29 protein-coding genes are annotated in these 25,118 nt (G+C 59.2%); 14 read left to right on the forward strand and 15 right to left on the reverse strand.

Annotated elements, in window-relative coordinates; all coding sequences use genetic code 11:
- Nucleotides 1–287 (forward strand): IS3 family transposase (locus T363_RS0113760; RefSeq protein WP_031476766.1); only part of this gene is annotated, 287 nt, incomplete at its 5' end.
- 127 nt (nucleotides 288–414) lie between these two features.
- On the opposite strand, the gene T363_RS0113765 is transcribed toward T363_RS0113760, so the two are convergent.
- The 14 genes from T363_RS0113765 to T363_RS0113830 form a co-directional block, all read right to left on the reverse strand.
- Entirely contained in the window at nucleotides 415–2,079 is a 1,665-nt protein-coding gene (locus T363_RS0113765; protein ID WP_031476768.1) for a sensor histidine kinase, read from the reverse strand.
- Nucleotides 2,076–2,759 carry a winged helix-turn-helix domain-containing protein gene (locus T363_RS0113770; RefSeq protein WP_031476770.1) on the reverse strand — a complete coding sequence of 228 codons (684 nt, stop codon included), beginning with the start codon at nucleotides 2,757–2,759 and terminating at the stop codon, nucleotides 2,076–2,078. The genes T363_RS0113765 and T363_RS0113770 overlap by 4 nt, the downstream gene beginning before the upstream one ends.
- A gap of 48 nt (nucleotides 2,760–2,807) precedes the next feature.
- Nucleotides 2,808–3,446 carry a phosphate signaling complex protein PhoU gene (phoU, locus tag T363_RS0113775; RefSeq protein ID WP_031476772.1) on the reverse strand — a complete coding sequence of 213 codons (639 nt, stop codon included), beginning with the start codon at nucleotides 3,444–3,446 and terminating at the stop codon, nucleotides 2,808–2,810.
- Complete coding sequence (gene pstB / locus T363_RS0113780) at nucleotides 3,446–4,198, reverse strand: phosphate ABC transporter ATP-binding protein PstB (protein WP_031476774.1); 753 nt, start codon at nucleotides 4,196–4,198, stop codon at nucleotides 3,446–3,448. The genes phoU and pstB overlap by 1 nt, the downstream gene beginning before the upstream one ends.
- A gap of 15 nt (nucleotides 4,199–4,213) precedes the next feature.
- Nucleotides 4,214–5,041, reverse strand: coding sequence for a phosphate ABC transporter permease PstA (pstA, locus tag T363_RS0113785; protein ID WP_051643309.1), 828 nt, complete (start codon nucleotides 5,039–5,041; stop codon nucleotides 4,214–4,216).
- 56 nt (nucleotides 5,042–5,097) lie between these two features.
- The gene (gene pstC / locus T363_RS0113790; RefSeq protein WP_031476778.1) at nucleotides 5,098–5,964 is read right to left on the reverse strand and encodes a phosphate ABC transporter permease subunit PstC; all 867 of its coding nucleotides are present in this window, start codon (nucleotides 5,962–5,964) and stop codon (nucleotides 5,098–5,100) included.
- 63 nt (nucleotides 5,965–6,027) lie between these two features.
- On the reverse strand, nucleotides 6,028–6,942 hold the full coding sequence (locus T363_RS0113795; protein ID WP_031476780.1) for a substrate-binding domain-containing protein: 915 nt from the start codon (nucleotides 6,940–6,942) through the stop codon (nucleotides 6,028–6,030).
- A 207-nt stretch (nucleotides 6,943–7,149) separates the two neighbouring features.
- Complete coding sequence (locus T363_RS0113800) at nucleotides 7,150–8,760, reverse strand: O-antigen ligase family protein (protein WP_031476782.1); 1,611 nt, start codon at nucleotides 8,758–8,760, stop codon at nucleotides 7,150–7,152.
- A gap of 4 nt (nucleotides 8,761–8,764) precedes the next feature.
- Nucleotides 8,765–9,268, reverse strand: a complete 504-nt coding sequence (locus T363_RS0113805) for a DUF4330 domain-containing protein (RefSeq protein ID WP_031476784.1) — start codon at nucleotides 9,266–9,268, stop codon at nucleotides 8,765–8,767.
- 85 nt (nucleotides 9,269–9,353) lie between these two features.
- Nucleotides 9,354–9,563 carry a hypothetical protein gene (locus T363_RS0113810; protein WP_031476786.1) on the reverse strand — a complete coding sequence of 70 codons (210 nt, stop codon included), beginning with the start codon at nucleotides 9,561–9,563 and terminating at the stop codon, nucleotides 9,354–9,356.
- A 56-nt stretch (nucleotides 9,564–9,619) separates the two neighbouring features.
- Nucleotides 9,620–10,519: a 4-(cytidine 5'-diphospho)-2-C-methyl-D-erythritol kinase gene (gene ispE / locus T363_RS0113815; RefSeq protein ID WP_051643305.1), complete on the reverse strand. Its 900-nt coding sequence runs from the start codon at nucleotides 10,517–10,519 to the stop codon at nucleotides 9,620–9,622.
- 13 nt (nucleotides 10,520–10,532) lie between these two features.
- Nucleotides 10,533–11,336 carry a histidinol-phosphatase HisJ family protein gene (locus T363_RS0113820; RefSeq protein ID WP_031476790.1) on the reverse strand — a complete coding sequence of 268 codons (804 nt, stop codon included), beginning with the start codon at nucleotides 11,334–11,336 and terminating at the stop codon, nucleotides 10,533–10,535.
- A 15-nt stretch (nucleotides 11,337–11,351) separates the two neighbouring features.
- On the reverse strand, nucleotides 11,352–12,245 hold the full coding sequence (locus tag T363_RS0113825; RefSeq protein ID WP_031476792.1) for a CPBP family intramembrane glutamic endopeptidase: 894 nt from the start codon (nucleotides 12,243–12,245) through the stop codon (nucleotides 11,352–11,354).
- Nucleotides 12,246–12,311: 66 nt separating this feature from the next.
- The gene (locus T363_RS0113830) at nucleotides 12,312–13,523 is read right to left on the reverse strand and encodes an acetate/propionate family kinase (RefSeq protein WP_031476794.1); all 1,212 of its coding nucleotides are present in this window, start codon (nucleotides 13,521–13,523) and stop codon (nucleotides 12,312–12,314) included.
- A gap of 142 nt (nucleotides 13,524–13,665) precedes the next feature.
- Here T363_RS0113830 and T363_RS0113835 point away from each other — a divergent pair, with 142 nt between their 5' ends.
- The 11 genes from T363_RS0113835 to T363_RS0113885 all read left to right on the forward strand — a co-directional run bounded on the left by T363_RS0113835 (nucleotide 13,666) and on the right by T363_RS0113885 (nucleotide 22,084).
- Nucleotides 13,666–14,847 carry a nucleotidyltransferase family protein gene (locus T363_RS0113835; RefSeq protein WP_051643306.1) on the forward strand — a complete coding sequence of 394 codons (1,182 nt, stop codon included), beginning with the start codon at nucleotides 13,666–13,668 and terminating at the stop codon, nucleotides 14,845–14,847.
- A gap of 84 nt (nucleotides 14,848–14,931) precedes the next feature.
- The gene (locus T363_RS0113840; RefSeq protein ID WP_407919088.1) at nucleotides 14,932–15,300 is read left to right on the forward strand and encodes a PadR family transcriptional regulator; all 369 of its coding nucleotides are present in this window, start codon (nucleotides 14,932–14,934) and stop codon (nucleotides 15,298–15,300) included.
- On the forward strand, nucleotides 15,284–15,676 hold the full coding sequence (locus tag T363_RS15350; RefSeq protein ID WP_051643307.1) for a permease prefix domain 1-containing protein: 393 nt from the start codon (nucleotides 15,284–15,286) through the stop codon (nucleotides 15,674–15,676). The genes T363_RS0113840 and T363_RS15350 overlap by 17 nt, the downstream gene beginning before the upstream one ends.
- The gene (locus tag T363_RS0113850) at nucleotides 15,631–15,903 is read left to right on the forward strand and encodes a hypothetical protein (protein ID WP_154658826.1); all 273 of its coding nucleotides are present in this window, start codon (nucleotides 15,631–15,633) and stop codon (nucleotides 15,901–15,903) included. The genes T363_RS15350 and T363_RS0113850 overlap by 46 nt, the downstream gene beginning before the upstream one ends.
- A gap of 65 nt (nucleotides 15,904–15,968) precedes the next feature.
- On the forward strand, nucleotides 15,969–16,712 hold the full coding sequence (locus tag T363_RS0113855) for a DUF554 domain-containing protein (protein WP_034972535.1): 744 nt from the start codon (nucleotides 15,969–15,971) through the stop codon (nucleotides 16,710–16,712).
- Between the two features lie 89 nt (nucleotides 16,713–16,801).
- Complete coding sequence (locus T363_RS0113860; RefSeq protein ID WP_031476806.1) at nucleotides 16,802–17,284, forward strand: sigma-70 family RNA polymerase sigma factor; 483 nt, start codon at nucleotides 16,802–16,804, stop codon at nucleotides 17,282–17,284.
- Between the two features lie 70 nt (nucleotides 17,285–17,354).
- Nucleotides 17,355–17,735 (forward strand): hypothetical protein, encoded by a 381-nt coding sequence (locus T363_RS0113865; protein WP_154658827.1) that lies wholly within the window; start codon nucleotides 17,355–17,357, stop codon nucleotides 17,733–17,735.
- Between the two features lie 132 nt (nucleotides 17,736–17,867).
- Complete coding sequence (locus T363_RS0113870; protein WP_031476942.1) at nucleotides 17,868–18,902, forward strand: alcohol dehydrogenase; 1,035 nt, start codon at nucleotides 17,868–17,870, stop codon at nucleotides 18,900–18,902.
- Nucleotides 18,903–19,189: 287 nt separating this feature from the next.
- A complete protein-coding gene (locus T363_RS0113875; protein ID WP_031476944.1) occupies nucleotides 19,190–20,125 on the forward strand; it encodes a glycosyltransferase family 2 protein in 936 nt (311 codons plus the stop codon).
- Nucleotides 20,115–20,522 carry a GtrA family protein gene (locus tag T363_RS0113880; protein WP_031476946.1) on the forward strand — a complete coding sequence of 136 codons (408 nt, stop codon included), beginning with the start codon at nucleotides 20,115–20,117 and terminating at the stop codon, nucleotides 20,520–20,522. Before T363_RS0113875 ends, T363_RS0113880 begins: the two co-directional genes overlap by 11 nt.
- Nucleotides 20,519–22,084, forward strand: coding sequence for a DUF6056 family protein (locus tag T363_RS0113885; protein WP_031476948.1), 1,566 nt, complete (start codon nucleotides 20,519–20,521; stop codon nucleotides 22,082–22,084). The genes T363_RS0113880 and T363_RS0113885 overlap by 4 nt, the downstream gene beginning before the upstream one ends.
- A gap of 161 nt (nucleotides 22,085–22,245) precedes the next feature.
- Here the strand turns inward: T363_RS0113885 and T363_RS0113890 are convergent, their stop codons facing one another.
- Entirely contained in the window at nucleotides 22,246–23,769 is a 1,524-nt protein-coding gene (locus tag T363_RS0113890) for a 4Fe-4S dicluster domain-containing protein (RefSeq protein WP_031476950.1), read from the reverse strand.
- Nucleotides 23,770–24,034: 265 nt separating this feature from the next.
- Here T363_RS0113890 and T363_RS0113895 point away from each other — a divergent pair, with 265 nt between their 5' ends.
- Nucleotides 24,035–24,520: an RNA polymerase sigma factor gene (locus tag T363_RS0113895; protein WP_031476952.1), complete on the forward strand. Its 486-nt coding sequence runs from the start codon at nucleotides 24,035–24,037 to the stop codon at nucleotides 24,518–24,520.
- Nucleotides 24,517–25,098 (forward strand): hypothetical protein, encoded by a 582-nt coding sequence (locus T363_RS0113900; RefSeq protein ID WP_031476954.1) that lies wholly within the window; start codon nucleotides 24,517–24,519, stop codon nucleotides 25,096–25,098. Before T363_RS0113895 ends, T363_RS0113900 begins: the two co-directional genes overlap by 4 nt.
- The last annotated feature ends 20 nt before the right edge of the window (nucleotides 25,099–25,118 follow it).

A 25,118-nucleotide genomic window follows, 5' to 3' on the forward strand; every position in this document is an offset into this window, starting at 1 on the left:
ACCAAGGCTGGCATTACCAGCATAAACAATACCAACAAATGCTCAGAAACAAGGGTATCCGGCAGAGCATGAGCCGCAAAGGTAACTGCTTGGACAATGCAGTGATTGAGAACTTTTTTGGTCTGCTCAAAAGCGAGCTGCTCTACCTGCAAGAATTTAACTCCATGGAGCACTTTAAGCAAGAACTGATAGAATATTTAGATTACTACAATAACAAAAGAATTAAGGCGAAATTAAAGGGCTTGCCGCCTGTCTTACACAGACAACAAGCCCTTTCAGTAGCTTGAACAGTATTTATTTGAAAATATTGTCTAACTTTTTGGGGTCACTTCAATTGCTGCGGTGCTTTTGATTTTTCGGAAAATTTCTCATACAGCAATGCTGTTCGAGACACGCTGCGGCAGCATGTCCCGGTCATGTCTCTTGCACCTTTGGAAAGCGCAGCGTGATGACCGTGCCCTGACCGGGTGCGCTTTGCAGCTCCACCCCAGCGTGGTGCAGCGCCGCGCCGTGCTTGACGATCGACAGCCCCAGCCCGGTGCCGCCGGTCTCCCGGCTATGGCTTTTGTCTACCCGGTAAAACCGCTCAAACACGCGCGGCTGATCCGCAGGAGCGATCCCGATACCGGTATCTGCTACGCGGACAAAGGGCGCGCCGTCCTGCGTGCCGGTTTCGATCGTAACGCTTCCCTCCGGTTTGTTATACGCGATCGCATTGTCCGCCAGATTGAACACCATCTGCTCCAGCGCGGCGCGCTGGCCGCACACGACGGTCTCCGTCCCCTGCACCTGCATGCTGACCCGGTGCGCCGCCGCCTTATGCTGCAAACGGTCGCACACCGTGCGGCACAGCGCGTGCAGCTCGACCGGTTCCGGCTGTGTCGGCCCGCCGCCCTCTTCCAGCCGCGACAGACGGATGATGTCCTCAATCAGCCCAAGCAGGCGCACCGCCTCCGAGCGGATCTTGCCCGAAAAGCGCCCGATATCCTCAGGCCGCACAATGCCGTTCTCCATGATCTCGGCATAGCCCATAATGCTGGTCAGCGGCGTTTTCAGCTCGTGTGATACATTGGCGGTAAATTCCTGCCGCTGCCGCTCCGCCTGATCGCGGTCGGTGATATCCACCAAAAACAGTACCGCCGCATACCCCTGCCCGCCTTCTGCAACCGAGCTGGCAGTGACCGAATACACGCGCCCGTCCTTTTCCATGCGCTCATGGCTGCTCTCACCGCGCAGTGCGCGCTCCACCACCCGGATGTACGCAGGGTCACGGCACAGCGTCAGGTAGCCGCCCGCTGCCGTTTCCTCCGGAAACATCTGGTGTACCGTGCGGTTGGCAAACAGGATCTCCCCCTGCGCGGAAAACAGCACCAGCCCCTCATCCATACCGGACGTGATATCATCAAATTCCGCCTGCCGCCGCCGCAGCTCGTCCATTTGCGAGCGGATCTTGCGGTTTTGCTTATCCATGCGGTGCAGCAGCGGGGACAGCTCATCATACGCATCGTTTTTGAGCGGCTCATGCAGGTCAAGCGCTATGATCGGCGCCAGAAACACGTGGGTCAGCCAGCTTGCCAACAGCGCTGCCACCAACAGCGTGACCAGCACGATCAGCACGATCCACGGCGACGCTGTGCTCAGTGCACCAAAGGTGCTTGCCGCCGTCGAGGCAACACGCAGCACCGTACCGTCCTGCTGCCGGATAGCGTAATAATACGTCTGCGTTTCCAATGTATCGGACAGGCGGCTGTCCTCTCCTACGCCGTCGCGCAGCGCTGCGGCAACCTCAGGACGCGCCGCGTGGTTCTCCATCGCCGCCTCATCCCCCGCATTGTCATACTGCACCGTGCCGTCCGCCGCGATCAGCGTGATCCGGTCGGCATAAAGACTGCCCAGCTCCTCCAGCATCGCCCGTCCGCCGTCATCCACCGCCGCCGCGATATAACGGCACTCGCTGGCCAGCCGTTCCTGCATATCGTGCGACAGGCCGGAATGCACTGCCGCCAGCAGCAGCGAAACCGTCAGCAGCAGCGTGACCAGCGCAGTCAGGAAAATGCTGCCGAAAACCCGTTTTCTCATGCATGATCCCCCATGCGGTAGCCCACGCCGCGCACCGTCTCGATCAGCGCGCCGCCCGGCCCCAGCTTTTGCCGCAGGGTGCGGATATGCACATCGACCGTGCGGGTTTCGCTTTCATTGCCATAGCCCCAAATGCTTTCCAGCAGTACATCGCGCGTCAGCACCGCACCGCGTTTTTTCATCAGCAGGCACAGCAGCTGATATTCCTTCAGCGTCAGCTGCACCTCCTTGTCTCCCACATACACAGTGTGTGCGCGTTCATCCACGCAGATCTCCCCTGCCACGAGCGGCCGCGCGGTCTCTTCCGGCGGCTCGTGCTGTGTGCGGCGCAATACCGCCCGGATGCGCGCCACCAGCTCCATCATACCAAAAGGTTTGGCCACATAATCATCTGCGCCGCTGTCCAGCCCGACCACCTTATCGTACTCGGTATTTTTCGCCGTCAGCAGGATGACCGGGATCTGCCGTGTTTCCTCCGCCGCACGCAGCCGCCGCAGAATGGCGATACCATCCTCTCCGGGCAGCATGATATCCAGCAGAATAAGCTGCGGCCGGTGTGTGCGCAAGGCGGCAGCCAGCGCTGCACCGTCGGCAAAGCCCTTTGCCTCCAGCCCGGTATTTTGCAGCGTATACACGACCAGCTCGCGGATACCCGCGTCGTCCTCTACGCAGTAGATCATGCACATTCCCATCCTTTTTCTTGTTTTTGCCGCACCGCAGCCCGGCGGTCAGCGCTTATGCGTGCCCGTGATGGAAAACTCCACCCATTCGGCAATATTGGTCGCGTGATCGCCAATCCGTTCCAGATACTTGGCAATCATCAGGATATCCAGCACGCGCTCCCCATCCACAGGACTGTCCGCAATTTCCGCAATCAGATCCTTTTTGCAGGCGGCAAACAAATCATCCACCACATCATCGTATTCGATCACGCTCCATGCGAGCGTGAGATCGCGGCGCACGAACGCATCCAGACTGTCCGTAACCATTTTGATGGTCGCCTGCGCCATTTCCTCGATATGCTGGTTATGCCCGCACGCACCAGACAGATACGTGACGATCTCAGCGATATCGCTCGCCTGATCGCCGATGCGCTCAATATCCGTGATCATCTTGAGCACAGAGGAAACCAGCCGCAGATCGCTCGCCACCGGCTGCTGCTGGAGCAGCAGCTTGAGACACATGGACTCCAGCTCACGCTCCTTGCGGTCGATCTCCTGATCGATGCGGACTGCTGCCGCCGCCAGCTTGAGATCGCCGGTCAGCAGCGCCTTGACTGCGCTGGCGATCGCATTTTCGCACAACGCCCCCATGGAGATCAATTCATTATTCAGCTCTGCCAGCTGGGTATCAAAGCGGTTTCGCATCAGCCGAACCTCCCCGTAATGTAGTCCTCGGTGCGTTTATCCTGCGGCATGGAGAACAACTGCTCGGTTTTCCCAACTTCGATCATATCTCCCAGCAGAAAAAACGCGGTGATATCGGATACACGGGTGGCCTGCTGCATATTGTGCGTTACCATGACGATAGTATAATCCTTTTTCAGTTCGAGTACAAGGTCTTCGATTTTAGCGGTCGAGATCGGGTCAAGCGCCGAAGTCGGCTCGTCCATCAGCAGCACCTCGGGGTCTGCGGCCAGCGCACGCGCAATGCAGATGCGCTGCTGCTGTCCGCCTGACATGGACAGCGCGGATTTTTTCAGGCAGTCCTTGGTCTCCTCCCAAATCGCGGCATGGCGCAGCGAGGTCTCGACGATCTCATCGAGCCTTACGCGGCTTTTGATGCCGTGCGTACGCGGCCCGTAGGCGATGTTGTCGTAAATCGACATGGGGAACGGATTGGGCTTCTGAAACACCATGCCCACGCGCTTGCGCAGCCGGTTTACATCGCAGTCCTTATAAATATCCTCACCGTCGAGCGTGATATCACCTGTAATTTTGCAGCCCTCGACCAGATCGTTCATCCGGTTGAGCGAGCGCAAAAGCGTAGACTTGCCGCAGCCGGACGGCCCGATAAACGCCGTGATCTCATTGGCGCGGATGTCCAAATCGATCCCGTGCAGGGCATGAAAATCCCCATAGTAGAGATTCATATCCCGAATTTCAATTTTATTCTCCATTTTATTCCGTCTCCATTACTTTTTGGTGAGCTTTTTCGCCACAAGCGCGGACAGCGTGTTCATCAGCAGCACAACGACCAGCAGCACCACCGCAGTTGCGTAGGCCTCGTTCATGTGCAGTCCCTCGCCCGACAGCACATACATATGGATGGCCAGCGTCCGCCCGGACTGTAACAGCCCGGGGATCTGCGCCATCGTACCGGCGGTAAAAATCAGCGCCGCAGTTTCGCCCACAATACGGCCGATGCCGAGGATCACGCCCGAAAGAATGCCCGGCATCGCACTGGGCAGCACAATGCGGAACACGGTGCGCAGCCGTCCCGCGCCAAGGCCGAACGAGGCCTCGCGGAAGGAATCCGGCACTGCCATCAGCGCTTCCTCCGCCGTGCGCATGATAAGCGGCAGGATCATGATCGCCAGCGTCATTGCGCCCGCCAGCAGCGAATAGCCCCAGTGCAGGCGGGTGACGAAAAACAGCATACCGAACAGGCCGAACACGATGGACGGAATGCCGGACAGCGTTTCCGTGGTGATCCGGATGACACGGACCAGCCGGCTGCCGCGCGCGGCATACTCATTCAGATAAACCGCGGTGAACAGACCAAACGGCACGGCCAGCAGCAGCGCCAGCACGGTCATCTCCACAGTTGTGATCATTGCGGGCAGCATAGAAACATTTTCCGAAGTGTATTGCAGCGCAAACAGAGAAGACTTCAGGTGCGGGATGCCGCTGATGAGGATATAGCCGATCAAAAACAGCAGCACCGCAAAGGTGAGAAACGCCGCGCCGTATACCAGCCCTTTTTGCAGCTTTGCACGGCCGCGTCCATAAGTGGAGCGCATCGTGGTTTTGGTTTCGGCCCCCCGGCGGGCTGCCGTGCCGAGCGTTGCAGGTCCGGTCATGCGTCCTTCCTCCTTTTGAGCACAGAAAACGTCAGGTTAATGAGCAGAATAAACACAAACAGCACACATCCCGTGGCAATGAGTGCCTCGCGGTGCAGGCCGGTGGCATAGCCCATTTCCTGCACAATGTTGGCGGTCAGCGTGCGGATGCCCTTGAGCACGTTGCCGGTCAGGCGCGGCTGGTTGCCTGCAACCATGACGACCGCCATGGTCTCACCGATGGCACGTCCTACGCCGAGCACGATCGAGGCCAGCACGCCTGACTTGGCCGCCGGCAGCATCACCGAGAACACCGCCCGCTCATGCGTTGCCCCCATGGCGACCGCGCCCTCGTAATAATTCTGCGGCACGGCGCGCAGCGCGGATTCTGCCACGCCAATGACAGTCGGCAAAATCATCACGCCCAGCAGAATAGAGGCAGAAAGGATACTTGAGCCCGAAATATCCGCGCCGAACAGCGCCGCCGCCTCGCGCACCGCCGGCACAATGACGATCATCCCGAAAAAGCCGTATACGATGGAGGGGATGCCTGCCAACAGCTCGGTGCAGGGCTTGAGCAGACGATACGCGCGCTGCGGGCAGTAAAACGCCATGAACACCGCCGTCAGCAGGCCGACCGGCACACCGATCAGAATTGCACCCGCGGTGATGTAAATACTGCCGACGATCATCGGCAGGATGCCGTAAATATCGTTGCCCGGCTTCCACTTGGTGCCGGTCAAAAAGTCCAGCACACCGATTTCCCGAATCGCCGGGATACCGTTTGCAAACAGGAAGATGCAGATCATCACAACCGCGAAAATCGAGGCCAGCGCGCACACAAAAAACACGCCGTGCATCAGCTTTTCCCAAAAATTTTTCATATTCTCACCTGATATACAACGGGCAGGGCGAAACCCATCCGCCCTGCCTCTTTTGTGTTCCTCTTACGCCAGATCGCCCCAGTCGGTCACATCACCGATGTAAATGCTCTTGATCTGGTCGATGCTCAGGCCCTCGAGCGTATTGGCCGGATTGACGATGACCGCAATGCCGTCCATCGCAATCGCCGTGCCGGTCAGCGCAGCAGCCTCTTCCTCCTTCAGCTCGCGGGAGGCCATGCCGATATCAAAGGTACCATCCATCGCACCGGTCATGCCCGAAGTGGAGTCGGATTCCTGCAGCTCGATCTTGGCGTTCGGGTTGGCCGCCCGATACGCCTCCGCCAGCTTTTCCATCACAGGGGAAACCGAGGAGGAACCGCCAACCGCGATCTGGCCGGAAGAACCGTCAGTCTTGAAGGATTCCGCCGCGTCGTTAACCTTGATATAGCCCTCGTCCTCGATGATCTGCTGACCCTCCGCGCTCATGATAAATGCCATGAAGTCCGCAGCGGCGCCGGTCGGCTGCCCCTTGGTTGCCACATTGAACGGACGCGCCAGCGTGTAGCTGCCATCCTTCACGTGCTCGGGCGTCGCTTCCGCGCCATCCACCTTGAGCGCCTTTACCGTATCGTTGAGCGCGCCGAGCGAGATGTAGCCGATGGCCTTTTCATTGCCGGCCACGCTGGTCAGTACGACGCTGGTCTTGTTGGCGATCTCCGCATCCGCCGTGGTGTTGTCAATCTTTTCACCCGCGTCGTTCTTCTCCTCCACGCCGGTCAGCTCGACAAACGCGCCGCGCGTGCCCGAGCCGTCCTCGCGGGAGATAACAGTGATCGCACCGGAAACGCCGGCAGCAGCTTCGCCGCCCTCGGCCTGTGCGCCGTCCGCACCGTAGGAATCATCGTTGCTGCTGCCGCAGCCGGTCAGTGCGCCGCACAGCAGCAGGCCGCTCAGCAGCAGGGATACGCTTTTTTTCATAATTAGATTACTCCTTTTTGTCCTGTCTTGTCTTTTGTACAAATTTATCTTACCTATCCTATGTAAAATCCAAAAGACAAGGTTTGTAAAATCCACGTAAAGTGTAAAATCCCATGTAAACTGCATCAAAAAGCGAAAAAAGTCAGGCACATGTCCTGACTTTTTTCAATAAAATGTCCTTTTATGCAGGCTGCCGCGCGCACAACACTATCCGGCAGTATTCCGCTTTTTCCGGAAATATCCCAGATAAAGCACCGCCGCCGCAAGCGACCAGAAGTAGGCCATCATATACGGCACCTCGAAAATATTCTCAAAATAGCAATGCACCAATACCCCGCACATGCCCGCAAACATGGATACCGCCAGCACACGGGTGCGGTCGGTTTCGGTCAGCTTGGTGCGGCCTACGGCGCGCAGGCACCACAGCACCAGACCGATCAGCAGGAGCACAAAGAAGAGCAGACCCAGATAGCCCATCTCGACCAGCGTTTTGAGATAATAGTTATCCATGTAAAAATAAGAGAAGGTGTCCGACTCCTCGATAATTTTGTTCTGCATGGCAACCGCGCCGCCAAAGCGCCCCAAGCCGAAGCCCAGCAGCGGATTGGACTCATGCAGCAGATCCAGACCGGTCTCCCACCGCACCATGCGGCCGGCGCGCTGGCTGGCCTCCACATAGTCCGCCGTAAACAGATAGGTGATACGGGTCGCGATCGAGGGAATTGCGAGCAGCGCCCCTGCACCGGCCACGCCCATCAGCGCGATCAGGCGGCGATCCAAGAAGACCGCAAACACAATTACCGCAACCGCAAGGCCGCCCCACGCGCCCTTGGAGAAGGTGAAAATGATGGACAGGCACATCATGCCTGTGCAGCAGATCGCCAACACCTTGATCCACAGATTTTTGCTGTAATAGGCAATGCCCGCCACCATCGGCGCGAACAGCACCAGAAAGCTGCCCATAATATTCGGGCTGCCTGTGATCGAATACACGCGCGTGCGCACGCTCTCCTCGGTCTGCGACACCCATGCTGCCGGGATCGGCGCCGCCACAATAAACTGGTAAATGCCGTGCAGGGCGATCACCAGCGCCATTACGACGAGCGTGCCGTAAAAAATGCCGAAATCACGGTCATCCTCGATCAGCCGCGTGACCAGGAAGAACCAGAACAGGTACTGCACCACCGCGCGGTAGCCGTCCAGCGCGATCGAGGGGTAGGGCGACACCGCGCACATCAGAAAGAAGCCCACGCCGATAAACAGCAGCAGGTAGGCGTCCACCGGCGTGGCGCGGCTTTGCAGCGGCGCGCGCCGCATGGCCGTGTGCCACAAAATATAGACAAACGCCGCGAGCATCATGCCCTCGTCCCATACAGAGCCAATGAATCCGGGCAAATATCCCCGTGTCGTCGACAACCACCGAATCAGTACATCCAACGGCAGATACAGCGCCAGACAGACCAACAGCAGACCGCGCACACCAAAAAAGCGCAGCACGCGCCCAACCACGCCGCCGCCGAGAAATGCGCTCACCGGCTTCCAGACCGCAATGCAGCCCCGATAGACCAGACTCTGCCGTGCCGCATCGCCCAGATGTTCGATGCACCGCCGCAGCGCCGCAAGCAAACGTGCATAGCCGCTGTTTGCCGCCGTGCACAGCGGCGCGGCACAAAAGCCGTCCCACATCCGCTTAAAGCGGGAGTGCGGATAGGCTTCGCGGATGTGGCGGAACAGACCCGCGATCGCACCCGCATGATACCAGTCGCGCAGGCACAGCAGCAGCCGCACGAACAGGCTGTTTTCCCATATTGCTTTCATAGGCTTATTCCGCGATATCGACCATGTCGATATTGCCGCTCGTTTCAAAATCATTGGTCTTTACAATAAAGGTACGGCCCGCGCGCACCTCCTGCGTGCCGATCGAGGGAGAAGCCGTGCCTTCGGGTACGGTCGTCTCGATCGTGAACACCAGATCCTTCTTGCTCGGATCGACCGCATCACGGATCTCGCCATCCGCCGTCGGCATCTGCTGTACGTAATCCTCGATCTTCATATCCGTGATCGTTGCATTCGTAAACGAGTTGCCGCTGACGATTTTTTTGCCGATCTGGCTGTTGCGCTCAACCTCCTCCACCAAGAAGGGCGTTGCGCCGCGCACACGAACCGTAACGCTCATCTCTACCTGCTTCGCGGTAGCTTCTACGATCTGCGGGGCAAACAGCTTATAGCCCACACCTGCGGCCACTGCAACCGCGGCAACCAGCACCAGCAGATCGACGACGTTGATCACGCCGAACAGCTTGCCTTTTTCATTGATGATTTTCATAATTTTCCTCCGCTTTGGTATTCCTTTCGTCGCTTGGTAGTATACTTTGTCATTATATCACAGCGCAGGAAAGCGAACAAGCACTTTATCCGGCAAGCGCGTGCCACCAATCCGCCAGCCACGAGCGGAACTCGGTTTCTCCGCCGGATTGTGCAGAACCGGCTTCCCGGCAGGTCACGGAAAACGCGGTGCACCACCATGCCCCGCGCGGTGCAGGCGGTGCAAACGCCGCCGCCCACATCATCAAGCCTGCGGCGATCCCCGCCGCCGCTGCCCGCCTGTCCTGTCCCTTCATGTAAAAAACCACCTTCCATCATCTGGTGTTCCCAGTATGTCCGGAAGGCGGCCTGCTTATACGGTTTCGGTTAAATATGTATCTGCAAAGCGGCGGCGCAGCATTTTTGCCGCCGTTTTCGCGCGGTTTTCATCAGCAAACAAGCCGAACACCGTTGGCCCGGAACCGCTCATCAAAGTGCCGTCCGCGCCGTTTTCTGCCAAAAACGATTTGATCTCGCCGATCTGGCGGCGTTTGGCAGCGGTCACGGTTTCCATCACGTTGGAAAGCCGCTTGCATACCCCGGCATAATCCGCGCTTTCCAGTGCGCGGATCATTCCTGCGGCATCCGGCCGCTGACCGATTTCGACCGCATCGATCTCGTGATAAACCTCCTTGGTGGATACCCCGAACGGCGGCTTGCACAGCACCACCCAGCAATGCGGCATGGGCGGCAGCGGGGTCAGCTCCTCACCGATCCCCTCTGCCAGCATCGTGCCGCCGCGCAGGCAGTACGGCACATCCGCGCCCAGCCTGAGTCCCATCGCGCACAGCTCGTCATCGGTCAATCCGGTGGTGTGCAGGGCAGACAGAGCGCGCAGCACTGCCGCGGCATCCGTCGATCCGCCGGCCAGCCCCGCCGCAACCGGAATGCGCTTTTCGATGTGGATCTCGCAGGTTCCCGGCAGTGCGCCCGTTTCGCGGTAAAACAGCTCTGCCGCGCGATACGCCAGATTGCGCTCATCCACCGGCAGATAGGGCAAGTTACACGTCAGCACAATGCCGCGCGGCTTTTTCTCCCCGTGTGTTATAACAACCCGAACCTCATCATGCAGCGCAACCGACTGCATCACCATCCGCACCGTATGATATCCGTCCTCACGCTGTCCGGTCACGTCCAGCGTTAAATTGATTTTGGCGCGCGCCTGCACGGTGGTCTCAGCGTGCGCTACTTCCTGTTTTTTCCCAAAAATCATATCTGCTCCCTGCTTACGATCCAATCGGCACCATGACGGGACGGCGTGCGCGGAACACGGTAACCGTGTCAAAGCCCGCATCGCGGGCGTTCTGCACGCAGTCCGGTACGCCCAGCGCCACATTATCCAGCGCATGGGAATCCGAGCCGATCGAAATGCGCTCACCGCCCATCCGGCGGTACTCATATAAAATATTCTGCGGCGGACCGACTTTTTTCTGCCAGCCCTTCAATCCTGCGGCGTTCAGCTCGAGCGCGTAGCCGCGGTCAATACAGACGCGCAGCACCTGCTCGACCCGATCCATATACTGATCGAACGAGGGCACATAATCACCGTGACGCATCACGCGCAGCGGATAATCAATATGCGCCAGCACATCAAAGCCGCCATGCCGCTCCATCCGGAGCAGCTCTTCAAAATACGCCCTGAGGAATGCATCGCAGTTGAGCCGCGTGTAATCGTGGAAATAAATATCCAGATCGTTCGGCATGGCATGCAGCGAACCGATGACCATATCCAGCTCGTGCGCACGGACAAACGCATCCGCCGCCGGGTCCGCATGGATCTGACCGATCTCGATCCCGGCCAGCACCTCGATCTGATCCGCGAAGGTGCGCTTTGCCGCCCACACCTCGCGCAGGCCGCCCTCCGGATCGCGGTTTTCTGCAGGCGGACGGGTGCGGTAAAAATCCAGATGGTCGGTAATGGCCATGATATCCAGCCCTGCCGCGATGCCCGCGCGCACCTTGTCCTCCACCCGCTGCGGATGCGCCGCATCCGCCGAATATCCTGTGTGCATATGCAGATCTACCTGCATCCGTTTCCCGCCTTTCTACCCCAGCAGCATGGCTGCCGTTTGCACAAAACAAATAATGATCGCCAGTGTCATGCCCACGCTGCCGAATACCACGCGCATGGACGGCGCGCACGGCCCGTGCTCCCACACCTGCTGCCTGCGTCCCCGCACCAGCAGGATAACGCCTGCCACACCGAGCACCGGCCAGCTTAGCGCATACAGCACCGGCAGCAGGCTGTTTTCCGGCAGCACAAAGGCAAGAAACGAACCATAGCAGTTAAACAGCATATGCAGCACCACCGGGGCACGCAGCGTACCGGTATAAAAATACGCATACGCCAACAGCAGCCCCAGCGCAAACGCATAGAAAAACTGGGACAGGTTCGCATGATACAGGCCAAACAGCAATGCGCTGACCAGTGCCGCCGGTTTTTGCCCGTAACGCGCCAGCCGTCTTGCCAACAGGCCGCGGAACAGCAGCTCTTCACACAGTGGGCCGAGCACACACGCCCCCAGCAGGATGACCGCAAGCGGCAGCTCCTGCATCATATCGGTCAGCAGGTCGGCCGGTTCCAGCCCGGCGATCCGGTAGGTCAGATCGCTCAGCGCCGAGCCGAGCAGCGAGCCGAACCACATCAGCGCCACGCCGATCACAAACCAGCGGCCGATCAGCCGGGGCTGCATCCCCCGGTTCGTCAGCGGCGGCACGGGTATGCGCCGGCACAGGCGGTAGGCAAGCGGCAGCGCGAGCAGGTAATACCCCACCAGCGTCAGCAGGTAATACATCGTCTGCCCCGCCAGCAGCCTGCCGGACACTGCCAGCAGCATCAGCACCATCTGCCACACCAGCGCACAGCCCGCCGTCAGCACCAGCGCCCACCCCAACCGCGCACAGTAGCGCTGCTCCTGCTTATAATCCGTTTGTTCCATACGCCCTCCATACGGAAGAAAAAACAGGGCGATGCCTTGCGCCCGCCCCGTTTTCCCATTCATAATTTACTTTGCTGCCGCTTCGTTTACCAGACGCTCGGTGTCCTTGGCGATCATCAGCTCCTCGTTGGTGGGGATGACCAGCACGCGGACACGCGCCCAGTCGATGGCGATGTCCATCTGACGGCCGCGGTACTTGTTCTTCTCCGGATCGATCTTGATGCCGAGATACTCCATATGCTCGCACACATCCCAACGGACCGAACGGTCGTTTTCGCCGACGCCTGCGGTGAAGATGATCGCATCCACGCCGCCCATTTCAGCAATGTACGAACCGATGATCTTCTTAACCGACAGGTTGAACATCTCCTTGGCGAGCGCCGCGCGGGCGTTGCCGTCGGTGATGGCGGTATCCAGATCGCGGAAGTCGGACGAAACGCCCGAAATACCCAGCATACCGGACTTCTTGTTCAGGATGTTGATGACCTCTGCCGCGGAGATGTTCTCATGCTCTGCAAGGAACTCGATGATCGCGGGGTCGAGGTTGCCGGCGCGGGTGCCCATCGGCAGACCGTCCAGCGGGGTAAAGCCCATCGAGGTATCGTAGCTCTTGCCGCGGTTGATCGCGCAGATCGAAGAACCGTTGCCCAGATGGCAGGTGATCAGGCGCAGCTCTTCCAGCGGACGGCCGAGCATCTCAGCCGCCTGCTGGGAAACATACTTGTGGCTGGTGCCGTGGAAGCCGTAGCGGCGGATCTTGTACTTTTCGTAATACTCGTAGGGGATCGCGTACATGTAATGCGACTGCGGCATGGTCTGATGGAATGCCGTATCAAATACCGCAACCATCGGCACATCCGCACCCATAACCTCGCGGCACGCCTCGATGCCGATCAGGTTGGGCGGGTTGTGCAGCGGCGCCAGCGGCACGCAGTCCTCAATCGCCTTGAGGACCTTCTCGGTGATGATCACGCTGTCCGAGAAGAATTCGCCGCCGTGTACCACGCGGTGGCCGACAGCATCGATCTCGCTCATCGAAGAAATAACGCCCTTTTCCGGATCGAGCAGCACGTTGATGACCGACTGGATCGCTTCCTTATGGGTCGGCATCGCAATGTCAAACTTAAACTTTTCATCCGATTTGTTGCCGGTATGCGTGAGCACGCCATCGATGCCGATGCGCTCGCACAGGCCCTTTGCCATTACCTCGCCCGAATCGCTGTCGAGCAGCTGATATTTCAGCGAAGAACTGCCGGCGTTAATGACCAGAACTTTCATTTGCAAAACTCCCTTATGCCGAATTTGGCGGCTTGCGCAAAGCCGCCGCAGCCGATATAATAATGCTGTACTATATTCTACACGATTTTGCGCAAATGTACAAGCCAAATTTTGCAATTCCCGCTTTTTAAGGAGCCTGCCCATGACGATCTGCGGCATCACAGCCGAATACAACCCGTTTCACACGGGGCACGCCCACCACATCGCGCAAACGCGCCGCCTGCTGGGAGAGGATACCGCCATCGTATGCGCGATGAGCGGCAATTTTGTGCAGCGCGGCGATTTTGCCGTGCTGGGCAAGTATGCCCGCGCAGAAATGGCCGTGCGGTGCGGCGCTGACCTCGTCATCGAGCTGCCGCTTGCCGCCGCGCTTTGCTCAGCGGAAGGGTTTGCACGCGGCGCCGCCGCCGCGCTGCACGCGCTGGGCTGCGATACCCTGTCGTTCGGGGCGGAGCACCCCGACGTTTCCCTGCTCCTGCGCGCAGCACAGGCGCTCGACGCCCTGCCGCTGACCGGCGCGGCCGCCGCGCCCCTATCCTATGCCGCGCAGCGGCAGGCCGAGCTGCGCCGCCTTGACCCTGCTGCCGCCGCCCTGCTGGATCATCCGAACAACACGCTTGCCGTGGAATACTGCCGCGCGATGCAGCCCTACGGGATGCGCCCGCTCGCCGTCGCCCGGCAGGGTGCAGCGCACGACGCCGCCGCGCCAAACGCCGGTTTTGCCTCGGCCAGCCTGCTGCGGCAGCACCTACGCGCGGGGGACGACAGCTTCTGCCGTCCGTTTCTGCCGCCCGACGCGCAGGCGGTCTGGCAGCGCGCCGCGGCGGCGGGACAGGCGCCCGTCTCCCTGCCGGACGATGTGCTGCTCGCGCTGGCGCGCACCGCGCTCGCACAGGGCCGCCTGTCCTCCGGCACGGCGGACGGCTTTGACGAACGCCTGCAAAACGCGGTGTATCAGGCCGTTTCCTTTGCAGATGCGGTCGCACGCGCACGCACACGCCGTTTTCCTGCCGCGCGGGTGCGCCGCGCCCTGCTGCGCGCCGTGCTCGGCATCCCGGCGGATGCCGCCGTGCAGCCACAGTATGTGCGCATCCTCGCCATCGGGCCGAGAGGCCGTGCTGTGCTCCGCCGCGCCGGGGCGCACACCGCCCTGCCCCTCATCGTCAAGCCGGTAACGGAAAAACGCCTGCCGGACGCCCTGCAGCCCACCCTGCGCCATGACGCTTTTGCCGATGACCTGTTCGCGCTGGCTTTGCCGGATACCGCGCAGCGTGCAGGCGGCAGCCATTACCGCCAAACCCCGTTTTATCTGCCGCACAGTTGATGTCCCGCCGCCTTGCCCGGCGGGAAAAATTTTTGCGCATCTACTTGACCTGATGAAGTAATTCTGTTATGATTACTCCATCAGATGAAGTATGGAGGTGAGCCTGTGCTCGGCAGCGACGTTATGCGCGGTTATAATGATATGCTCATCCTGTGCCTGCTGTGTGAGGACGACAGCTACGGCTACGCGATCTCACGCGAAATCGAGCGCCGCAGCGGCGGAAGGTACCCGATCAAGGAGACCACGCTGTATGCCGCGTTCGGACGGCTGGAAAAGCAGGGTTATATCGCGCCCTATCAGGGCAGTGAAACACAGGGCAGGCCGCGCACCTATTACACCATCACGGACGACGGCCGCAAGGCCTATGCCGCCAAATGCGCCGAATGGCGCATTCTGAAAACCGTAGTGGACTGTTTTGCAAAGGAGGATATGAAAGATGGAAGCAATTCATAACTATGTGGAGGCATTGTTCGCCGTTCTGCCGCAGCGCGAGGATGTTCTGCGCGTCAAGGACGACATGCTGGCCAATCTGGAGGAAAAATTCCGCGCCCTGCTGGAGGAGGGCAGGAACGAGGAGGAAGCGACCGGCATCGTGATTGCGTCCATCGGCTCGGGCGAGGAGCTGCGGGAGCAGTTCGGCACACAGGCGCCTGCCGCAGCGTCAGCCCCCGCGCCGGCAAGACGTGTCCTTCCCGCGCTCGCCCTGCTCACGCTGGTGCCGCTTGTCATGATCGCCGCCCGGCTGTGCTTCACCTCTTCCCTGCTGGACAATGCGCAGGTCTGGTGGCTCATCAAATTATACGGCCGCAGGCATTTGCCGTTGTGCTGACCCTGTACCAACTGGCCTGCCGGCAGGCCGTCCGCCGCGGTGTCCCGCTGCGCCGCTCGATCCTTTTCCTCGGCATATCGCTCCCCACCGCCTGCGTGCTGTATCTGCTCCTCGGCACTTGGCACGGCCTGTGCTGGGAGATCCCGCTCGCCTATTTTCCCCTCTGCTGCCTGATCGCGCTGGCGCTGGAAGCCGCCGCACCCCTGCAGCCCTGCGGCAATCGTTGACATCCCCCCTCTTTTGTTTTACAATACAGTTTAGTACAGTAAAGCAAAAAGAGGGGTTTTCCTATATGATCGGACTGGGTACGATAATCAACTGCGCCACCATCGCCGCAGGCGCCACGCTGGGCGTCATCCTCAAGGGCGGGCTGCCGCGCCGGTTTGAAACGACCATTTTGCAGGCGCTCGGCCTGTGCACCTTTTTCATCGGCATCGGCGGGGCGGTCAGCGGCCTGCTCACCGTGGCGAACGGCACAGTCGGCACGCAGCACACCATGCTGCTGGTGCTCAGTCTGGTGCTGGGTGCGGTCGCCGGCGAGGCGCTCGATATTGAAACCCGTCTCAACAGCTTCGGCGCATGGTGTCAGAACCGTTTTTCAGTCGGCGGGGACGGACAGTTCGTGCAGGGCTTTGTCACCGCCTCCCTGCTGTTCTGTGTGGGCGCGATGGCAATCGTCGGCGCGCTGGAGGACGGCCTGAACGGTGACCCGTCCATCCTGATCGCCAAAGCCGTGCTGGACGGCGTTTCTTCGGTCATTTTCGCGGCTTCGCTCGGCCGCGGCGTATATCTTTCCATCCTGCCGCTGGCGGTGTACCAAGGCGGCATCACGCTGCTGGCGCGGTTCATCCGTCCATGGCTGACCGATGCGCTCATCAGTCAGGTCTCGTGCATCGGTTCGGTGTTGATTTTTGCCATCGGTTTTAACCTGATGTTTGATAAAAAGGTCAAGGTCGGCAACCTGCTGCCCGCAGTTTTGATGCCGGTCGTGTTTTTCGCGCTGGCGCGGTTTTTCCCGGTGCTGGGCACGCTGTAAAAAATTTTCCGGTTTGATGTGATATTTCCGCCCTTCCGCGGGTATTGTCTATGAAAGGCCTTTCCAAACCACAGCAGACGGAGAACATCATGGACGAAGCACAGTTTACGGACATTGTCCGCCGGTATCGGGATCACCTGTTTGCCATTGCATTCCAATATACCAAAAATGCCGCCGATGCGGACGACATGGCGCAGATTGCGCTTCTCAAATGCTATCAGGCAGCAGCCCCGTTCGAAAGCGAGGCACACATCCGCCACTGGCTCATCCGCGTAACGGTAAACGAATGCAAGCGCTATCTGGTATCCCCGTGGCGGCGGTATACCGCGCCGATCGAGGACTACGCCGAAACGCTCGGCTTTGAAACGCCCGAGCAGTCCGCCCTGTTTCTGGCCGTGATGGATCTGCCGCAGAAGTACCGCGTTCCCATCCACCTGTATTATTATGAGGATTACTCGGTGCGCGAAATCGCCGGCATCCTCGGGATACGGGAAAGTGCCGTGCAGACCCGCCTGCTGCGGGCCAGACGCAAACTCAAAGACAAGCTGGAGGGCGAAAACGATGCTGAATAAAGAACAATATCAAGCAGCCTTTGCACATCTGCACGCCTCCGGCGCGCCAATCAGGCAGGAGGCCAAACTTATGAAAAAAGGACGCATCCGCAAAAGCGCGGCAATTACCGCCGCAGTCGCCGCACTCAGTATTACCGCCGCAGGCGCGGCCAACGCCGCCACGGACGGCGCGCTGCTGGAAAGCATCTGCGTTGCTTTCCGCTGCGAGGTGCAGGATACACAGACCAATCCGGACGGCACAACCACCTATTCGGTCAAAGGCGAGGACGGCAGCGATATTGCCGTTACCGTCACCGGCGATCCGAACGCGCCGCGCGGCGTACTGGTAAACGGGGACGGTTCGGCGGACAGCCCGTCGTTTGACGTGCAGGTCAACGAGGACGGCTCGGTTACCGCAACGGAAAAGGACGCGGACACCGCTTCTCCCGCACAGGAAGCTGCCGACCACTGACCGTTTTACCCAACACAGCAGTAAGCGGACGCAATGCGTCCGCTTACTGCTGTTCCGCACCGGCTTTCGTCAAGAATTGACTTTGCTTCTTCCGTGCACTATAATAAAGGAAATCGGAAGGAGCAGTGAACTATGCTTGCATACACCTATATAGAGCCGGGCCGTTTTGCCCTGCGCAACAAGCCGGTACCGACCCTATGCGACCCGCGTGACGCAATCGTCCGCGTGACAATGGCCAGCATCTGCACCAGCGATCTGCACATCAAACACGGCTCGGTGCCGCGTGCCGTTCCCGGCGTAACCGTCGGGCACGAAATGGTCGGCGTGGTCGAGCAGGTGGGTGAAGCCGTCACCGCCGTACACCCCGGCGACCGGGTCACTGTGAATGTAGAAACCTTCTGCGGTCACTGCTTTTTCTGCCGGAACGGCTATGTCAACAACTGCACCGATCCCAACGGCGGCTGGGCGCTCGGCTGCCGGATCGACGGCGGGCAGGCGGAATACGTCCGCGTTCCTTATGCCGATCAGGGGCTGAACCGCATCCCGAAGGGCGTTTCCGACCGGCAGGCGCTGTTTGTGGGCGATGTGCTCGCCACCGGCTACTGGGCCGCCCGCATTTCCGATATCAAGCCCGAGGATACCGTACTCATCATCGGCGCCGGGCCGACCGGCATCTGCACCCTGCTGTGCGCCCTGCTGCACCAACCCCGCCGCATCATCGTATGCGAGCAGGATCCCGCGCGGCTGCGCTTCCTGCAAACGCACTATCCCGATGTGCTGACCGTTACCCCGGCGCATGCGCTGGAATTTGTGCGCCGCAACAGTGGTCACGGCGGAGCGGATGTAGTGCTCGAGGTCGCCGGCACGGCGGACAGCTTCCGCCTTGCGTGGGAATGTGCCCGGCCGAATGCAACAGTCACTATTGTGGCGCTGTATGATACCCCGCAGGTGCTTCCGCTGCCCGATATGTACGGCAAAAACCTGACCTTCAAAACCGGCGGTGTGGATGGCTGTGACTGCGATACGCTGCTGCGGCTGATTGCCTCCGGCGAGATCGATACTACCCCGCTCATCACGCATATCTTCCCCCTGCAGGAGATCGATGCGGCTTACGCCCTGTTTGAGGGCAAGCGCGACCATGTAATGAAGGTTGCCGTTACCATGTAACCGAAGGCACAGGCCGCAATGCGGTCTGTGCCTTTCCGCTGATCTGCGCCTGCTGCCCGATCCCGCGTTACTTTGTCCTGCATGACAGGCTGTAGCCTGCGATTGGATTTTATTGTTTTCTCAGGTAAATATTGCATCATGGCGCAATTTGTTGTAAGCTTAATACAGCGTCAGTATACATGATTTCCCCTGTGCAGATGATATATGGAACTTTTTCAGATGCATTACGTTATTTTACAGGACATATATCCTGCCAGCCCGCTCCCGCATATACCGAGGTGATAAATTTGTCCGCAAAAACGCTGGGGATCGTGATCCCCGCCTTTAACGAAGAAAAAACACTTTATCAAAATATGCAGAAATTAACACAGGTCTTGTCCGGCGACCGGATCGATCACCGCATCCTGCTGGTCGATGACGGATCAAGCGACGGCACGTGGGAGGTGATCGCGCGTCTGACCGCCGAAAGCAGCCGGTTTTCTGCTATCCGGTTTGCACGCAATTTCGGCAAGGAGGTTGCGCTGTGTGCCGGTCTGCGCGCCGTTTCCGGTGATTATGTGCTGATCATGGATTCCGATTTACAGCATCCGCCGCGTTATATCAAGGATATGATCGCGCTGCTCGAACGCTCGGGCGCAGATATCGTCGATGGCGTCAAAGCGTCGCGCGGGCGCGAAAACCCGCTTTACAAATGCTGCGCTTCCGCCTTTTACGGTCTGTTCCGCCGGGTAACCGGGATCGACCTGCGTAATTCATCGGATTTCAAGCTGCTGCGGCGTCCGGTGGTCAATGCGATCAACGCATTGGATGAAAGCCATGTTTTCTTCCGCGGGCTGGTTTCCTGGGTCGGTTTTAAGCACGAAACCTTTTCCTTCTCCGTGGATGAGCGCATCGGGGATACCAGCCGCTTCTCCCTGTCCCGTCTGATCCGCCTGTCGCTGGATGCCACACTTTCCTATACCAGCAAGCCGCTGTACTTTACCGCGCTGGCCGGCGGGATTTTCCTGCTGTTCGCACTCATACTCGGCATTCAAACACTGTACACCTTCTTTTCCGGCAGTGCCGTAAGCGGCTTTACAACGGTCATCCTGCTTCTGCTGGTGATCGGCGCGATCCTGTGCGCCTCACTCGGTATTCTGGGCGCCTATGTCGCCCGCATCTATGATGAAGTGAAGCACCGGCCGCAATATATTATTTCGGAGCAAAAAACACATGAAGAATAACCTGTGGGAGCTGATCCGCTACGGTGTGATCGGCGTTTTGACGACCGTGGTCAACTTCGCGGTATTTTACCTGTTCGAGTCCGTTCTTGCGGTCAATGCCAATCTGGCCAACGTGATCTCGGTCATCTGTGCGGTAATATTTGCCTATATCACCAATAAACAATTTGTTTTTCGCAGCCACTGCCCTTCTTTTCGCGCACTTTGGCGGGAAGCGTTTTCCTTTTTCTCGGCGCGCGGCATCACTATGCTGATCGAAGTCGGCGGCGTTTTTCTGGCAACCACGGTATTGCATTGCAATGCCATGCTGTCCAAAGCTGCGATCAATGTTATCGTACTGGTTTTGAACTATATTTTTTCCAAATGCTTTGTCTTTCAAAAGGGGGAATCCGGCAAATGAAGGAAACCAAAGCAGCAAAAATACTATCTGTTTCGCTCTATGCGCTGCTGTTTGCCGCGGCCTTTCTGATCTGCGCCCAGATATTCCCCTACGGGGATGATTTTTTCTACGGTATTTTCACCAAAGAAGGATTCTCCCGCTTTATCGAGCGCCATATCGAGCACTACCAGCTTGCAAACGGCCGTGTGATCGTCCATTTACTGGCCACCTTTTTCCTCGGGCAAAACCTTTGGCTCTGGCGGATCGTCAACACGCTCTCGCTTGTGCTGTGCGCCGCGCTTATCCTCCGGATCGCACAGCCCGCACCGCACGACCGGCCGCTGTGCCTTGCACTGGTCAGTGCGGTATTTTTAACACTCAGCCCGCAGATCACCCGGCAGAGCATTTATTGGCTCACCGGATCGTTTAACTATCTCTATCCCATGCTGATCCTGCTGGCCTACTGGCGGGTCTTGCAGCGCGGGCTGCAAACACCGTCCAAGCTGCGCTGGCTGCCTGTATTCGCCTTTTTTGCCGCCGCCACAACCGAGCAGGGCGGACTGATGTGCATCGGCGTGACATTGCTTCTGCTGCTGGATGAAGCGCTGCTGCAAAAAAAGCGTATCCGTCCGGCGCATGGCATTGCACTTTTGACCGCCGCAGCCGGACTGCTGACCGTTCTGCTGGCGCCCGGCGTGGCAAACCGCGTGGAAATGACCGACAGCCCGGCATCCGGCGGACTGTTTTCGCTGATCTTCTACAATCTGCGCGCGCAGGGCGAGGTTTTGTTTTTCGATCCTTATGTGCGCATCGTGCACATGGGAATGCTGTCACTTGCGGTATTCTTCCTGTTTCGGCACGCGCAGAATACGCCGCAGGGCCGTACACGCATCATCCGTTTGTGCGGTGCGGTTTTCGGCGCAGCCGCGCTGCTCTGTTATTGCTGCGTTCCGGCCGATCTGCAGCAGGCATCCCGTCTCACTGCTGCGGTGGCGCTGACCGGCTACCTGACCGCACTGTTCTGGTCAGCCATCGCTATGCTGCGGCAAACGCGGGACAGCACCCCCCTGATCATCCTCATCCTCGCGTTCGGCTCCCAACTGGCCATGACCGTTTCCCCGGTCGCCGGACCGCGCACGATGACGAGCTTTCTCTTTATGGCTGCGCTGTTTCTGGCAAAGGCCGGCGCACTGACTGCCGGTTCCGGCTCGGCCGGTGTGTTCGGCACGGTATTCTGCACCCTGCTGGGACAGCCCTACCTTGCGGTGCTGACCCTTCCCTCGGTTTGTACAACGGCCGCCGGAAAAAGCCGCCTGATCCGGTATCTTGCCATCCTGCCGATCCTGCTCACCTCGCTGTTCTGCTGGCAGGATACGTATACACACACCGCGCAGAATGCGCAGGTATACCGCGAAAATATCGCTGCCATCCATGCATACAGCGGTACGGGCACGCTGATACAGAAAAAGCTTCCCTTTGACGGCTATGCATGGGCTATGCCCTACCATAACGCCTATTATGACCCATACTATAACCTCTTTTTCGATCTGCCGATGGATACCGATATCCAATGGATTCCGTAAACCAGCCGTCATGCGCCCGCTCCGCATACAAAACGGCTCCGCCCGCATTTTTCACCGGCAGCGGCGCTTTCGATCATATCCCCATGAAAAAAGTCAGGCACATGGCCTGACTTTTTTCATTTGCACGGCAAATGCTGTCTTACACGCACTGCCGCCGTTATTTAATCGACCAGCTTGTCCAATTCCTTGACATGCTCCGTGCCGGTCGCGCTCTGGTGCTCTGCCTGCTTGGCATACATATTCACGGCTACCGCCGACTTTTTGATCGACTGCATCGTGCCCGCACCGGCCACACAGCCGCCCGGACAAGCCATGCCCTCGAGCAGATAGCCGTCGTACTTACCGGCCTTGGCCGCCATGATCATCTTGCGGCACTCACGCAGACCCTCCGCGTTGGCCACCTTGACCTCGCGCTCCGGGTACTTCTCCTTAATGACATTGATAACCGCCTGCGCCACGCCGCCCGATACTGCAAAGTTGCGGCCGTCGGTCGAAGCGTCGTTGATGCCGTGCGGATCTTCCTCAAGCGCGGCCACATCGACATGGCGGGCATCGAAAATACCGGTCATTTCCTCAAAGGTCAGCACAAAGTCAACCTCGCTGCGGACGTCCTTCCGCATAGCTTCCAGCTTTTTCGCCGCGCAGGGGCCGATGAAAGCGACCTTGGCATCCGGATAGTGGTGCTTGACCAAACGCGCGGTCAGCGTCATCGGGGTGAGCGCCATGGAGATATTCTTCGCCTGATCCGGGAACATTTTTTTCGCCATGACCGACCACGCCGGACAGCACGAAGTACCCATGTAAGGCAGTTCCTCCGGCACCTCGCGGATAAAGTCCTCCGCCTCCTGCGCGGCGCACAGATCCGCGCCGATCGCCACCTCGATGATATCCGCAAAGCCAAGCTGCTTCATCGCGGCGCGCAGCTTGCCCGGCGTAACCTTGGGGCCGAACTGGCCGACAAACGCCGGCGCGACTGCCGCGTACACGCGCTCGCCCGCCTGGATCGCACGGATCACCTGGAAGATCTGCGACTTGTCCGCAATCGCGCCGAACGGACAGTTGACCAGACACATGCCGCAGGATACACACTTTTCGTAATCGATATCCGCCTTGCCGTTCTTGTCGCTGCGGATCGCGTCCACACCGCAGGCGGCGGCACACGGACGCTCCTGCCGGATGATCGCATGATACGAGCACACATCTACGCAGCGGCCGCACTTGATGCACTTTTCCTGATCGATATGCGAACGGCCGTTATACCGGTCGAGCGTGATCGCATCCTTGGGGCAGACCTCCACACAGGGATGTGCCAGACAGCCCTGGCAGCCGTCGGTCACCATGATCTCGTTCTCCTTGCAGGCATTGCATGCAAACTTGATGATATTGATCAGCGGCGGCGTGTAATACGTCTCCTCGCGTGTCGCAGCGTCGATATTATCCGACAGCGGCGAATGCTCCGCTGCGCTGCGGCAGGGCAGGCCCATCGCCAAACGGAGCCGCTCGCCGACAATGGCGCGCTCCAGAAAAATATCGTTGCGGAAGTTGCCGATCTCACCCGGTATGATTTCATACGGCAGGGCTTCAATACGGCGGCCGGTCGGCCACTCGGTATGGTAGGCCATACGCGCTACCTCGCGGAAGATCCGCCGGCGGATCTCCTGAATGCGGGTTTCTACGCCTCTCATAATATAAATATCCCCCTTGTATTCAAGTAATTGTTTGGATGCAGGGCGGTATTTTGCCCATTTCGGCAGGGCAAACCATTCCTTCTATCAGCATACCGCATTCCGAAGCTAAAGTAAAGGTGCAAATTGTAGAAAATTTAACAATTTTTCAGCGCAATTTTTTCGGCTCGTTCGGCTGTTGCCGCTGTCCGGCAAAAAGCGTATGATTTGTTTGTCACAAAACGCCTGCCCCATGTGTGTTCCGGGTGAAAGGAGATGATCGCCTATGTATGAATGGACACAGGAAGCGGATGCCGCCCGCTTTGTCCGCACCTATGCCGACCTGATCCTGCGGCTGTGCCTGTCACATGGCCTGAACCGCGCGGACGCGCAGGATATCTGTCAGGAGCTGTTTATCAAGCTGCTCACCGGCCGCCGCCGCTTTTCCGGTGCGGAGCATGAAAAGGCATGGGTCATCCGCGCAGCGGGCAATGCCTGTAAAAATCTGCGGCGTGCCGCGCATCACAGCCGCCGTGCCGCCCTTGAGGAGGCCTGTACCGTTGCAGCGGACACGGGTGGCGAAAACGACGTGCTCGATGCCGTTCGCGCCTTACCGGAGCGATACCGCGCGGCAGCCGTCCTGCTCTGGATCGAGGGATACCCTCCCGATGAGGCCGCCCGTCTGCTCGGCATTTCACCCGCCGCGCTGCGCAAACGGATCGAACGCGCCAGAAAACAGATCAAAACCGAGCTGAAAGGAGTATTCACATGAACCGACCCGCAAATGCCCCGCAATTTTCCGAATCAGAAAAGCTGCTGCTGACGCGCCGCCTGCAGGCGGCGGCGCACACCGCGCACCGGCCTGTGCGCCGAAACGGCAAGCGGCTGGTCTGTGCCGCAGCCGCAGCCGCGCTGCTGGTGGCCGGCGCGGGCGCACTGCCCAGCACATTCACCGGACTGAAATTGCACATCGGCAGCCAGCAGATCGAAGCCGCCGCCGTGCTCACCCTGCACACGGATGGCAGCGCCACCGTTACCGTTCGCTCGCCGGGTGCGCGAGATACACACATTACCGACTACGGCGGCGCGCTTGCCGCCGCCATCCTGACCGGCGATCCTGCCGCCGCTGCCACCGCTGCCGCCCCGATCGTGCAGGACCGTGACCCCGCGGCAGCGCCGTACACGGTTTACGCGGAAAACGACCGGCTGCTGCTGCACATCAACGGCTATATTCCGATTGATGTGACCGACCGGCTGGCGGCCGGGATCACCTTCACCTATGCCGACAGTACCGGCGAACGGCAGCGCGCCACCCTTTCCGGAACAGCAGAGGATTATACCGTGCAGTAAGCGCCGCGTATCCCGTATTT

The sequence above is a fragment of the Agathobaculum desmolans ATCC 43058 genome (genome assembly GCF_000701665.1).
Lineage (GTDB): Bacteria > Bacillota > Clostridia > Oscillospirales > Butyricicoccaceae > Agathobaculum > Agathobaculum desmolans.